Source organism: Psychrobacter sp. Ps2 (assembly GCF_022129405.1).
GTDB lineage: Bacteria > Pseudomonadota > Gammaproteobacteria > Pseudomonadales > Moraxellaceae > Psychrobacter.
Window position 1 is genome coordinate 1 of sequence record NZ_JADQAM010000060.1, and the last position, 14159, is coordinate 14159.

Below are 14159 nucleotides of genomic sequence, written 5' to 3' on the forward strand. Positions count from 1 at the left end.
AATGTCAGATTGAGTAGTCATTGCTTATTCTCCTGTTAATGGATTATAAGCAGTTACACAGTTTTTAGGAAACTCCCAATATCAGTTTTTCAGCCAAAAGTAGATTTGATTATTTATTTACTAATGAAGTTACTTCTCCACATAGCATGCTCACATACTGCACAAAACCAACTCTCTTTTGCCCGCATATAGGCGATATCAGCAGGTACTTCAATTGGACAGGCACTACCACAATATTCACAGCAAACATCATCTAAGCAAGCATAGCATTGGCTTACAGTTTCAAATAATGTTTGCGAGCTAATATTGTATTTTTGACAGAGCATACGCACATAATCTACATAGCTGATTTTATGATTATAAGCCCAATAATCCTCACAGATCCGTTTGTCCCAAGCATTTTGTGTCATGCTCCATTCAATCTTGATGCCCACAATATATTCCTTTTTAATGGCAGAATGACTATGATTAGTGTCACATTTTTATAGTGACTATATCTATTGAACAAGTCGCACCCATCATAGTTAGCCAGTTATTGAGCAGCAAGATGAGTCTATGACATAATAGAGCGTTAGTCAGCACAAAATAGTTTTTGACGAAAACTTAGTTATTGCCAACGAGTATTATTTTAACAGAAAAGTAGTCACTGGCAAGTATTTTTTACTTACCAATAAGGATTTTATTGTGATTTCATGTAATCTACCAGTGCTTTTAGCGGAAAGAAGATTGCGAGTTGCAGATTTAGTAAGAATGACAGACATCAGCAAGTCAACGCTTCATAGAATTTATAACGATGAGACAACTCGCATAGAATTCGATACCCTGAGTAAGTTGTGCCAAGTATTAAAAGTCACCCCAGGGGATATTTTGAAGTATGTTCCCGATGAGAATGAAGAAAACTAAGCTTGATAGGAAGGTCGACTGATATAAGACGTTAACCTCCTCACCCAACTAAAATTGAAATTTTAAAATACTCTTTAGCCTTTATTTATCAAAGGCTGAAGAGTATTTTTTTATCTAAAAAATGGTTATGAATCAGTATTTGAGTTATCCAAAGATAAAAATATAACAGCAATATTAAAGGCTTTACAATCAGTAAGTTATAACATATCATGATTAGTATAATTCACTATTGATGATATTAAAATGAATAGTATTCATCTAAAGCCTACTCAGAAGTTTATAACTTTTAGTAAATATAATCTGGTTGTTCATCAAGATGCGCAAAAGGCATTGTTGATATGGCATCAATTTAGACCAAGAATAGCTAGTATAAATATGGCTAGCTTGGATGATTATTATCGCCCACCATTACGCTTGGTCATTGGTAAAGATTCAATTTATTATTTCTTTAATGAGTTTAGAAGGTTTGATGAAATTCTAATAGAAGAGACCAGTTCGCGTCAGCCTTGCTTAGTTGCCGCTGAAAGCCTGAGAAATATTAAGCGCTTAGCTTGGAGTGAGGTTGTCGAACTGGCTTTTTCAAGGGGAATTAATCATCCTGAGTTCCTAAAGGCTTTAAGCTTCAGTGCACCAAAAAGTATTATTTGCGAGCTCATGAATATTGAGCGCCTGACGGTAGAAAATTATTGTAGGTTTGCTGGTATCAGCCAAAGTGCTTATGAGTATCAGCAGTGTAAATTAGCCAATGATGAGGCGATGCTGGGGCTGCCCAAAAACCTGAATTGGATGGATACATCTGATGGGTCACACTAAATTATTTAATGATGTGATCGACAGGCGAGTGTTGGATAAGCTTATCCCAATAGATTCGCCACATCACATACAAATGCGTCAGTTCGTGATTGATGTAATCAGTCTGGTACCAGATGATGGTATTGATTCATTACAATCAACACCAGAATCTAATTCTGCAGACTTTACTGGGATAGACTGTGTAGATGTGATGAATCAAATCACTCGGGAAGGTAAAACTGGAGAATGGGCGGTCAGCTATCTGCTAATTGTCTTTTATCAGGCGTATGGTGCCATAGACGTTAAGAGTAATGCTTGGCGGTTTATGAGTGGCTACTTAAAGGTGATGGTTATGATTACAGTACGCCATGATAAGCACTTTGCCAAAATAGATAAGCTTGGTGTGCGTGTTCGTATGGCCCTAAGACCTACTGATCCGCAGTGTGAGATTCTCGACCAGTTAATCAGTATTCACGACACTTACTTGTAGTATCGGCTGTCCATTTGCCTTGTTTTTCGAAGTAGTTTTGAATTTCTAGACCTGTTTTGATAACGTCCTGTGCAGTAATAGAGGCAATAGGGTAGTCGCCTATATGCGGTGCAATATGCTTATCTAGATAGTTATGTAGTTTTTGAACGTTCTTAGGTGTGGTACTAGATCTTTCGTTAATATAGCTCTTAGCGATAACTCTAAATAAGTCTTTTTGCTCAAAGTTATTCTTTTCATAGTTTTTATGTTCAGTTGGATCAACGCCATCACTGAGTAGCGCCTGAGCTTTATCACGTGCCAGCCGAGCCTCTTTTAGCGAGACTTCTGGTTTAAAGGCAGAATCAATAGTTTGTTTGGCAGGCTTATAAATGCCAATCTGGTAAGTTTTTTGCTTAGGTTTAAGATCTTTATCGGATTGATAGCGGTAGGTCATTTGCCAAAATAGTGAGCCATTTGGATGTTGTATCAGGTATAAATTGTTGCCATCACCATGGCGCGTGACTTTGGTGTGTGTGGACTGTTTGGCGATTGCTTTCACGCCAGCGTCAGTTAATCGGTAGTCTTTTTTTCTTGTCATGGCTTATACCTCAAGTTGTCGAGAGGTTTAACAACAACCTCACTACATAATTAACAACAAAAAATGACGTTGTATATTATTTAACAACGCATTTAACAACATTGTAGAGGTGCTAGTAGGTAATGACAAGTGTTTAATAAAGACTAAAAACTATGTATGATAGGTGTTTAAAGGGTTTGAGGTAATGCGAGGTTATGTCTAAATACAATGATTGGTGCGCCCACCAAGACTCGAACTCGGATCGATCGCTTAGGAGGCAACTGCTCTATCCTGTTGAGCTATAGGCGCATTATGGAGTGACATTGTAGAAAAAAGCAGTCATAAAAGCAATCAACAAAAGATAAATAAAGACAATTTATCCTTACTCACCATTGCTAAGCGCGTCAGTGACATCTACAGCATGATCACCTGATGCATTTTTTGCCTGTGAGGTTGGTTTAAATAAGTCATTCACACTGTTCTTATAACCACTGATATTCTCATAATCATATTTTTTTAGTATATCTTGACCTGTGCTCGATAGTAAAAAATTACGGAAGTTAATAGCAGTTGTATCGTCTGTCAGGATGACACCTTCAAGCGCCTGTTCATCTTTTAGCGCATAGTTAAAGGGGTTTAGAGTGTGTATCTTTTTATATTTATCATGCGTACTATTATCACTATTTTTATCAGATGCATTACTTATATCACTGGCCTCAGTACTTTTTTGTCTTTGATCATTTCTATCTTGTGCCTGTTGTAACTCTGACTGTAGGAGCGATACCCGTTCTGTGGATAGGCTATCGTCATTGGTAATAATCATATCTGTATCAAAGACAAAGTCAGAGAGTTTGTCTTTGGTAGAACCACTACTTGGTACTGTAAGAAGGTCGTGAGAGGGGACATAGCTCGCTAACACTTGTACGTGCGGATAACGAGATTCAAAGCTCACAATGATATCGTCCAAAGGTATCTGTAACTTCTCCTCTGCTCGAATGTATAAAACACTGTCAGCAATCTCTCTTGATTCATCCCCTTTCGTAATAGGGTCTGCTTCACTTTCACTTGCCATGATTGGCAATGGGTCTGTGTTTTTTTGATTACTGGTCCACAACCAAATGAAGACCGCGATAAAGATTGTGAGCAGTAGCAAGATTAGCCCAGCCAGCAGTAGTTTGTAGTCTTTCATATATTACTGCTCTTTTATTATTAGTTGATTCATAGCAAAGTTTATATACAGGGTGGTATCTAGTTTTCAAAGCTTTTGTTCTAGTACTTCATCGGTTAATTCAGCCAACATGTCTGCAAAGATATCCGTGTCTGCAGAAGGGGTAGATACTTGTTCTTCATTAACCTCACCACTTTCATCAGTATGGCCATTGGTTTGGCAATCTGTTAGAGGATCAGATTGGTCGTTTAATACCTTGGCAGCAGGTGTAGTAGTTTGATGCGCTACTAACGGCGATTCACCGGTTAATAGTCTGTCTTTTAACCATCTAAACCCATGTGCCTCCCACCATGCTTCAAAACGTGGCAACGTGCTACTACGTACCGCTACAGGTAGATCTAGCGTTCTCAATTTCTGCGCAAGGATAGGGTCGCTGATAGCTTGATGGATGCTCAAATAAAGTGAGCTACTATCATCGGTATAGGGTCGTCTGTTTTTCCATGATCTCTCATCGATTTTCATACGTGGCAGTTGCCACAACTCACCGCGATAATACACGACGTATAAGCGTTGTTTTGGATGGACAAAAATAGCATCAATGGGACGCAATGGCATAATATTAAGTAATCCCGTCAATAGAAAGTGTTATTTAGATACAGGTTGTAAAGGACAATTTAAAAACCGCAATGAGATTATTTCATTGTAAATATGAATGATAGTATAAAACGACACTAAATGTCGCAAGCTTATTATAATATCGGCATTTACACTAGTAAACGATAACCATCAATGGCACACTGATAGCAAATTTGGCAAGTCAACGTTATCAATGAATATGTAGAATTTGCTACTATGATTGTTTTTGTTTCTGGCCCTCATGCTAGCAGAAATGCATCATAGTAACGACCATCAAACATGGATTGATGAGTATCGATTTTTGTTTTGTCTAGACGTTTTATGGCGTTTTTGACATTGGATACAGACATCTCATCTTATCTTTATTATGCGTAGTACTATTATCACTATTTTTATCAGCTGCATCATTTATAAGTGAAGCCTTTTTTATTAATCCTAATATCTAACCCTTATTTCAATCAGATTATTGTCTATGTTCACTATTATTCAGTCGCACCGTACCGAAAACCTCGTTGATCAATTGCTTGTACAATACCAGTCCAAGGATCAGCCTGTTTTTGAACCCTTTATTGTCATTGTGCCATCAATGGTATTGGGTGATTGGTTGGACAAAACTATTGCTAGCCGTGCTGGTATTAGTACCTTGGTGCGTACTAAATTTTGGGGTCAGTATCAATGGACGCTGATGCAAGATGTATTGACCCGCCATAATGCGTACTTACTGTCGCGAAACCCTGAAGCGACAACTCTAAATGTACCCGAAGTGGCGGTGTTGTCACCGACAGTAATGCAGTGGCGCTTGTTTGGGTATTTGACTTATTATCAGGAGTCGATTGTTGCAGATGAAAAGCATCCAGTTCATCCATTGTTAGCGTCTTTGATTGATGACCCACAGGCCATTGCTCAACAAGACAGCTTACAACAGGATAAGGCGCAACAAGATGCCCGTATTTGGCAGCTGGCAAGCGATTTGGCTAGGGTGTTTAACCGCTATTTGACTCATCGTGAGGATTGGTTGGCATTATGGTCGCAAAATAAGCCGTTGAACGTAAGTGAGTTGATAGCAGATAAAGACGCCTTATCCCTGCGCTTTGATAAGTATGCGCGCGGCACGCCTGAGTGGTTGGTCGACCATTATGTAGAGTTAGAAATCGCCCAACGATTCTTGTGGTCGCATTTGTTTGCTGATGTTCATCTACACCGTGTGGCACTGGAGCGTGCGTTCTGGTCAGCCTTAAAAAATAACAAGGCGAATGAGCGTGACCAGTTACCCAAAGTATTGCGTATATTTACCATCCAGCAACTGCCACAGACCGAGCTCGACTTTCTACAGCACTTGTCGCAATACATGAATATCACGCTATTGCATTACAATCCATCAAAGCTGTTTTGGGCGGATATCGTCGATAAATCATGGTTACAGCGTCAGCAGATTATCAATCCTGAAAGCGTGTTTTTGCGTGATTACGGTCACAGTTTGTTGTCACGTCTGGGCAAGCAATCGCGCGATGCTTTTGCCATGCTTGCCAACTTGTCGGGTAATGAGCAGTACGACGATGCACTGGTTGAATGGCAAGATAATTTCGACGATACACTGAGCATTGGTTCTAATCATGAGGTTGCTGCTGAGCATATTGATGATGTTCGTGCTCAGAATAGTCCAAGTTTGTTAAAACGTTTGCAAAATGATGTATTGATGCTTGATGAGCAATCTACCCAGCAGGCGACAGCCGCTACAGTCTCACAAGCGGTAAGTAAGCATATAGAGTCAAGCTTTGATGAAGAAACGCCAGCAACGGCTTGGTATGAAGATGAAGCGTTAGAGAATAAGCGTTTTGAGAAAGACCGTTTTTGGGCAATCTCTTCCCAAGATAATAGCTTAAGCATCCATTCGTGTCATAGTTTGCAGCGTCAGCTTGAAGTATTGCGTATTATGATTGGTCGTTGGCTAAATGAACCTATCAAACTTGGTGAAAAGAAACGCCATATCTCTGACATTGTTGTGCTGCTACCCGATGTTGAACGTCATCATGCACTGATTGGTTCTATTTTCGTCAATGGTAAAGGTCAAGACGGTTTGACTTTGCCTGCTAAAGTGACTGGTGTTGTTGATGCCGATATTCGCCAGTTATGGGAAGCCATTATCGGTTTTTACAAACTATTGGGTAGTCATAGCGCTCGTTTTGAAGCAGCTGAAGTCTTAGACTGGCTCATGTTACCGCCATTGTTTGAAAGCTTTGGACTGACTCATGAGCAAATGAGCCGTGGCTGTGATTTATTGGTAGAGGCGGGCTTTATTCGCGGTTTTGACGAGCTGCATCTTAAGCAAACTTTAGACAGCAATGATTACGACTATCGCTTTAGCTTTGCACAGGCATTAGACAGATTAACTTTAGGTCTGGTCATGCCAGAGGCTGAGTTGAGCGACTGCTTATATGATCTAAATGGCGATGAATGGCCAAGCACTGCGTTACCAGAAATGACCTTGCCGTTACCACAAGTGAGCCTAAATGATGCGCTGATTGTTGAAGCGCTTTGCCGTATTTATACTGGCTTGGTTGCACGACGTGATGATCATACACAAAAAATGAAAGCGGAAGATTGGATCGATCAGATTGAGACACAAGTTATCCATCGCTACTTTGGCGATGTGGATCAAACACGTACCATGCGCGCCATTTATAACGCGATGAATGGCTTTAAATCAAGTCTACGAGCCAATCGTCACTATAGGCAGTACGCTAGTGGTGATGTCGACAACAGAGAAGTGGAGCAGAAGCTAGCAGGTGTGGAGCAATTGCCGCTCAAGCTGAGTTTTATGCTAGACAGTATCGAAAACGAGCTTGAAAGTCAGCAGGTCAGTGCGGAGCCGACTGGGGTGATTACCTTTGGTCGATTCGGTGCACTAAGAAACGTGCCATTTGAGCTAGTGGTGATGCTCAATATGGATCTCTCTGAGTTCCCAGGGCGTGACCATGATAACCGCTATGATTTGATGAAAGCGACCAATGCACGCCGCGGTGACAGAGTTAGTGAAGATGATGACAATGGCGCATTTTTAGATGCGCTATTGTGCGCGCGTAGTGCATGCTGGATGTTCTACAATGGTCAAAGTTTGACTGATACCCATGAGCATCTGCCTGCCAATCCAGTGAGCGAGCTATTGCAGTTTTTGCAAGGCGAGGTGCAATGGCAGGTGAACTCGCTTGAGACATTACCCGAGAATATTGATCCCACCACCGAAAGCCTCAAGCGTTACTTACCTAAATTGATTAAGCAGTGGCTAGTGACTGAGCATCCTGCACTCCCTTTCCATGAGAGTCTGTTTGAGACAGAAATCGAAGGCATTGATGTTTTTGAGCAAGCATCTCCTGATATTGATGACAATGCTAATGCCAACGTTAATGCCAATATTAATATCAGTACTCAGGATACCAGTCCTGTCGATATGATTGATGAGCTGGATACTTTATTAAATATAGCCATGCGCAAAACCAAACTGGCTCAGAAAAAGCAATTTCCGCCTGCGCCGCTTTGGCAAGCGGTGTTTGACACATTGAAAGGTCGAGTATCTAGTGAGCATAAAGAGTTGGTGGGCTTACCCACGAAGGCGCAGTATGAGTCAGTCGCTCAGGTGCTTGGCCAAGGCTTGGGTCAGCTAGGTCAAGTAGACAATCAAACCTTGTCTGCATTGGCTGAATTGTTGGGGTTCGACACAGTTGTTGATGCTCCTAGCGATGTCAGTGGCATGACAGAGGTGCTCATCCAAGTGTTGTCCGATAGCATATTTAACATAGGAGAGATAGATATTGAAGGGGCATTGGCTTACCAAGTGCGTCATCCTGCCAAAGCATTCTTACGGTCTCAAAAGGTGCATGTGGTACAAGGTGAAGAAGCATTGTCGCAGCAAGAGCCCTTATTTTTAGACAGTTTAACTACCTATCAAATCAAAGATCATTTGATTAAACAATTGGTTACTGATGAGAATAAGAAGAATGATAGTGATGCAGCGGATAAAACCACCACTCCAATTCTGATGTATCAAAAAATTATGCCCGCTGGTGTCGCTCGCCAAACCACGCTACCCAATCAACAGAAGAAACTGCAACAGCAATGTTTAGAGTTCAAAGAGCAGTTAATGGCTAATGGCTTTGACGAAAGCAGTATTCTCAACGAGAGTACGGCAGATATCAGTAGTGTATTACAGCTACTGACCCCAACCGCCGAATATCCTGTTCAGATAGAGCTAAAAAATATACTGAATAACACTGATAATGATTCAAAAGACCAGACAGATATAGAGGGTGCAGAGACACTGCTTAAACTGTTGCCAAAAATCATTAAGATCAAAGGCTCAGTACCAATATTAGCACCCATATCAATTATTCAGGCGGGCGTGCCTTATGCTCAGCAATCACCCAAGCAGTGGTTAAACATATTACCCAATTCTGCCAGTCCTAGGCATTTGCTCAAGTTTTGGTTGTCACATTTGTATTGGCAAGTGGCCAGACGTACCACTGCCGAGCAAGTAGCATTAAATGATGGCGTGAGTATTTGGCGTTTTAATAAGCCTAGCTCACAAGTCAAAAAGTATGACAAAGTGATCGCATTTAAATTAAGCCCGATCGTGTATGAAGATGCAGTCATTGAGCTGATAAAATGGGCTGTTTTTGGTAAGTTAACGGGTCAAGTGCCTATTACGTTATTACCAGAATATGCACTTAACTACCTTGATAAGTATCTAGAGCATGAAGAAGGTGACAGCAACCGCTACTGGCCAAAACGAGCCGACTTCTCAGACTGGTTAAGACCTAACTACAACTCAGACACGGTATACGATACTTGCTCGCAGCATGCTATTTGGCAGTACGTACTACGAGACCAAAATGCATTCAAAGCGCTATCGGCAGCGTTGACTACATTAGCCCAACCACTGTATGAGCCGATGTTTAATGCGTTAACTAACTTAGATAGTTAGCCAGTTATTTAGAACAGCCTCTAATTAGTTTTTGCTATTTTGTTTTGATAAATAATAATTAAAAGTATGCGCCCATATGACAGACCTTAGCGATCCAACCAATACCATTGACTTGTCTACACAACCGAATTTATTTGATGAATATTCAGATGAACTGACTTTATCTGCTGTGCCTGAGCGTAAAAATGATGTCATACCGGCAGTTGAGGTTGATCTAACGGGTAAACACCTGATTGAAGCCTCAGCGGGCACGGGCAAAACTTGGACGTTGACCGGTATCGTGCTGCGCCTACTGATCGAAGCGCGACGTGCACCAGAGCAAATCATTGCCACGACTTTTACACGAGCCGCCGCTGCTGAAATGCGTCAACGTATTCATGATCGTTTGGTAGATTTTTATCAGCTATTACAATGGGTTAATAGCCTAAGTGCTGATACTAGCAATAAAGAGAGTCTCTATCCCAATATATTGCAAGTCTTGCCTGAAAATAATAAAGACACACAGGCAGGCAATGGTTCAAGTACTAATGCAGACGCTGAAACAGATATTGACGATTTAAATCAAGACCTTGCTACTGATAAGCAAGCGGCGGCAGAGAAACGTAAACAAGCAAAAAAAGACCGCGAAGATTGGCTGGTTAATCAGGCCAAATATGTGCGCTTAGATGGCATCATGCAAGATCCTATTAACCTGCATCTTGTCGGCTATTTGCTAGATCACGTGTACAGTTATCCAATGGCGGAAGCTATCAGGCGTACTGCATTGGTACTAACCACCTTGGATAAGCTATTTGTAGGTACGCTCGATAGCTTGGCGCAAAAATGGTTGACGGAGTACAGTAGCGAAACTGGTCACCAGCAGGGTATGGGGATTATTGAAGACAGCAGTATTGAACAAGTTACCGATAGTATTGTTCATGATGAGCTGCGTCAGTTTCAGAGCCGCTTATATTATGAGCAGCCTAAACTTTACGCGCTGATGGATCAGCAAGGTAAGCTGTCTGCAGTGGGTGATCATAAAAAGTATGTGACTCGCTCGCTTAATTTTATCTCTGCGCCGATTGATGAGATAAGGATTGAGAAAGGCTTTGACTTTGATGCATATGAAAAGCTAATCAATGAGTTTTCTCAGTTAGATTTAGCAGATATCCAGCCTTATTTAAATCCTGATTATAGAAAGTCTCAAGGGTTTCGTGGTGGTTCTAATCTAACCAAACAGTTTGATGCCATTATCGAGGTGCATCAAAAGATATCAGAGTATCAGCTGACCTTTAATAGCTATTTAAATGAGAGCGAAAACAAGATTTTGACATCATTGCAGGATTCTAGATATCCCGATGAAGATGGTAAAATTAAGAACTTTAATAAGAATAAAGAAAAAGAGCATCAGACGCTTTTTGAATTAGAGACCATTAGTAAGTTAATGGCTATTTTAGACATGCTTGATAGTTTAAATCAGCATATTTTGTTGGTATTAGCCAATCTTAACCGTCATATTGTGCTAGCTGTTCGCAATAGGCTGCCAGTAATTTTAGAAGAGCGCGGCGAGACGACCTTTAGTTTGCAGATGGTACGCTTAAACCAAGCATTGACTGGCCGCCAAGGAGATAAGCTGGCGCGTTATATTCGTCATCATTATCCTGTGGCATTGATTGATGAGTCGCAAGATATCAATGGCGAGCAAGCCATTATGATTGAAAGCATTTATTTGCCAAAGAATAAGCGTAAACAGTCGGACAATGACAAGCAGTCAACCACTAAAAAAGCCAATAATGAGTTTCTGCTATTGGTTGGTGATCCCAAACAGGCTATTTATGGGTTTCGTGGCGGTGATGTGGCCAACTATAACTATATGAAAGCCCAGTTTGACAAAAGTGCCTTTTGGACACTTGATATCAATCGCCGTTCAAATGCCGGTGTGATTAACGCATTGAACTGCTGGTTTGGCATGGCGGATGCAGCAACTGCTGAGAATAAGCTGTCGCAGTTGGGTACTGGGATTCATTACCAATATATCAAAGCAGCAAAACCGGAATATGAGCTGTCTTGGTTTAATGCGTCAGATAGTCTGGATGATGTGCTGGTGACAGAGGTGCTTTCTGCTCAGCCAGTGAGCTTATTGCACCTGCCTTATGACAAGGACAAAGAGTTTGATTATGATGAACATGAAATAACAGCTCGCCATATAGCCACTTTGCTTAATAGTGGTCAGACACTTAAAGGCAAGCCGATTCAGCCGAGTGATATTGGGGTGCTGGCACGTGCCAAAAAAGATCTGAAAAGGGTCGAAGATGAGCTGGTAAAACTGAATGTGCCGACCTTGACTACCAGTGATGTCAGTATCTTTGAGACTATTATGGCAGAAGATGTGGCAGCATTGCTGAGTGCCATGCTGTACCCATATCGTCATGACATGATTAATCGGGTGTTGACCAGCCACCTATATGGATTGAGTATCAAAAACATCAAAGTTATGATGACGGATCATGAGTCAGGTATTACCGAGGGTAGCAGTACACCAAGCGCCCATTCACAAAATTCTAATTCGAAAGTCTTCTCAGCGAATGAAGCTACTAATACTAAAAAAAGCTATCAAGACTTTATTACTTATCTAAAAGAAGGGGCACAGCGTTGGCAGCACTTTGGCATCTTATCAGCGCTACATTATTTATTAGATAAAAGCCCTGTGCAGCCGCAAGGCGTTTGGCAGGCCCTAGCTGCTCATCCAGAAGGTGACCGTCATATCATGGACTTGCGTCATGTAATGGACATCTTGGCGCAGTATGGCTTAGGAATGGGTGAGTATGAGTTGTTGGCGTGGTTCAGACAGCAGATAGATACAGCACCCAACAGTGATTGGGCTAAGCAATATCCGCTACCGACAGAGTCTGGCGTGCAACTGATGACCATTCATAAGTCAAAAGGGCTTGAGTTCCCTATTGTCTATGTATTGGGAATGGGTGATGCCAGTAGGAAGTCTGGTAATAAGGAAGACTATGGGCTGTATCTATATAATGCGCAACAAGCACCTTCAGCGCTAGTGCGGCAGTCGATAGAAGTGCAGCAGTCGACAGATAATCAATCGGGTAATCAGCGCCGCTTCTCACCATTGCAAGGCTCTACCACGGATGAGGGTTACTATACTGATATCGAAACACAAGAAGGTTTTGATGAGATAAGACGGCTTGGTTATGTGGCATTTACTCGGGCCAGTGAGCAGCTGTATGTGGTGCTGCGAGATCCGAGTAACAAGACAGGATTTGAGCTAAAGCCAGTGTTTTATTGGTTTGAATCGCCAGAAGCAAAGTTCGAGCTACCTGATAGGCTCAAAGGCATTGTAGGTATGCTTAGAGGTCATAAAATTAATGAGTTTTATGACAGTAATTACGCAAACAACAATGCTAACTCAGCAGGCGTAAATGACAGTGCTCAGCTAGCCTCAACCAAATCAAGTGCTCATAAGTCTACAACAGAGGCTATTGAGTACGCACCCTTTGCTGAGGTGATGAAAACCAATTATTTTTATGGTTGGGCTAAGACTAGCTTTACCGCTTTGGCACGTCAGCTAGATGAATCTACACAAGCAATGGCGATAGTGGATGAGCGTATTGATGATGCGATAGACATTGATATGACAGAGTCTTCATTTTCTGATATTTCGTTACTTAATAACGATGAATCTAGCGAACAAAACAGTGAATTCAGTCCCAAGGTAGAAGATGATATCCGCTTTACCTTTGTAAAAGGTGCCAATGCTGGTACATTTTTGCATGAGATATTTGAACAAATAGACTTTAACAATAAAGCCCAGTGGCCTCAGGTTATTGATAGAGCGATTAGTAGCTATCAGTTGCCGCTGATATATAGCAGTGCTGAACAGCAGAGCCGCAGATCCCAAGGCAAAAAACAAAGAGATAGTGATGGGTTTGATCTTGAGTCAATAGATACAACCAAGCATGAGGCATTAATTAATTGGATTGAAGAAGTGCTGCATGCGCCGCTATTATCTTCTAATCAACCTTTGATTGCTCTTGATAAAGGTAAGCGATTTGCCGAGTTAGAGTTCAACATGGGGCTGTCAGAGAATTTCAAAGCACAGGATATTAGTAAGCTTTTCCAACAGTATTTACCTGACGAGACAGATAAACACGTCACTCTAGTGCCACAAAACAAAGCACATCTGTATCGTTATTTGCGTGGTGAGATTGACTTGGTGTATGAGCATGCTGGCAAGTATTATGTGGTCGATTATAAGAGTAACTTTCTAGGAAATAGCCTAAGCGATTATAATGAAAATACGCTTAAGCAAGCAATGTCCAAAGCAGGGTATTGGCTACAAGCAGCAATCTATCAAGTAGCATTACATCGGTTCCTTGCTATGAGGATCAGTGATTATACGGGTAACGAAGATAAATACTTAGGCGCTGTAGAGTACGTGTTTTTACGCGGTGTGTATGACCCGAATGCTCAGGCAGCTACTATGCCTACATCGCAAGATGTGGTTCAGTCTAATCACGATAGCTTGAGCAGTAATAGTTGCTATGGATTGGTTACTTGGGATATTCCCATTGCATTCATTAAAGGTCTAGATGCATTGTTTGGCCTGCCGGATTAATAAACCTTATATAGCAACTAG

General features: G+C 41.3%; 9 protein-coding genes and 1 tRNA gene. 5 read left to right on the top strand and 5 right to left on the bottom strand.

Annotated features, from left to right (window positions below; all coding sequences use genetic code 11):
* Window positions 1-113 precede the first annotated feature (113 nt).
* The gene (locus I3254_RS10855) at window positions 114-434 is read right to left on the bottom strand and encodes a hypothetical protein (RefSeq protein WP_238052867.1); all 321 of its coding nucleotides are present in this window, start codon (window positions 432-434) and stop codon (window positions 114-116) included.
* Between the two features lie 271 nt (window positions 435-705).
* Here I3254_RS10855 and I3254_RS10860 point away from each other — a divergent pair, with 271 nt between their 5' ends.
* From I3254_RS10860 to I3254_RS10870, 3 genes are all read left to right on the top strand, one after another.
* Window positions 706-903 carry a helix-turn-helix transcriptional regulator gene (locus I3254_RS10860; RefSeq protein ID WP_346015389.1) on the top strand — a complete coding sequence of 66 codons (198 nt, stop codon included), beginning with the start codon at window positions 706-708 and terminating at the stop codon, window positions 901-903.
* A gap of 243 nt (window positions 904-1146) precedes the next feature.
* Window positions 1147-1716, top strand: a complete 570-nt coding sequence (locus I3254_RS10865; RefSeq protein WP_238052869.1) for a hypothetical protein — start codon at window positions 1147-1149, stop codon at window positions 1714-1716.
* Window positions 1703-2185 (top strand): hypothetical protein, encoded by a 483-nt coding sequence (locus tag I3254_RS10870; protein WP_238052870.1) that lies wholly within the window; start codon window positions 1703-1705, stop codon window positions 2183-2185. Before I3254_RS10865 ends, I3254_RS10870 begins: the two co-directional genes overlap by 14 nt.
* Here I3254_RS10870 and I3254_RS10875 read toward each other — a convergent pair.
* The 4 genes from I3254_RS10875 to I3254_RS10890 all read right to left on the bottom strand — a co-directional run bounded on the left by I3254_RS10875 (window position 2160) and on the right by I3254_RS10890 (window position 4524).
* Entirely contained in the window at window positions 2160-2762 is a 603-nt protein-coding gene (locus I3254_RS10875) for an integrase arm-type DNA-binding domain-containing protein (RefSeq protein WP_238052871.1), read from the bottom strand. The two genes, I3254_RS10870 and I3254_RS10875, sit on opposite strands and share 26 nt — an antisense overlap.
* A gap of 212 nt (window positions 2763-2974) precedes the next feature.
* A tRNA-Arg gene (locus tag I3254_RS10880) sits at window positions 2975-3050 on the bottom strand.
* A gap of 73 nt (window positions 3051-3123) precedes the next feature.
* Complete coding sequence (locus I3254_RS10885) at window positions 3124-3930, bottom strand: hypothetical protein (protein WP_238052872.1); 807 nt, start codon at window positions 3928-3930, stop codon at window positions 3124-3126.
* Window positions 3931-3996: 66 nt separating this feature from the next.
* Entirely contained in the window at window positions 3997-4524 is a 528-nt protein-coding gene (locus I3254_RS10890; protein ID WP_238052873.1) for a hypothetical protein, read from the bottom strand.
* A 493-nt stretch (window positions 4525-5017) separates the two neighbouring features.
* Here I3254_RS10890 and I3254_RS10895 point away from each other — a divergent pair, with 493 nt between their 5' ends.
* Together I3254_RS10895 and I3254_RS10900 are read left to right on the top strand one after the other, a co-directional pair.
* On the top strand, window positions 5018-9523 hold the full coding sequence (locus I3254_RS10895; RefSeq protein WP_238052874.1) for an exodeoxyribonuclease V subunit gamma: 4506 nt from the start codon (window positions 5018-5020) through the stop codon (window positions 9521-9523).
* 76 nt (window positions 9524-9599) lie between these two features.
* Window positions 9600-14138, top strand: coding sequence for a UvrD-helicase domain-containing protein (locus tag I3254_RS10900; RefSeq protein WP_238052875.1), 4539 nt, complete (start codon window positions 9600-9602; stop codon window positions 14136-14138).
* Window positions 14139-14159 lie beyond the last annotated feature (21 nt).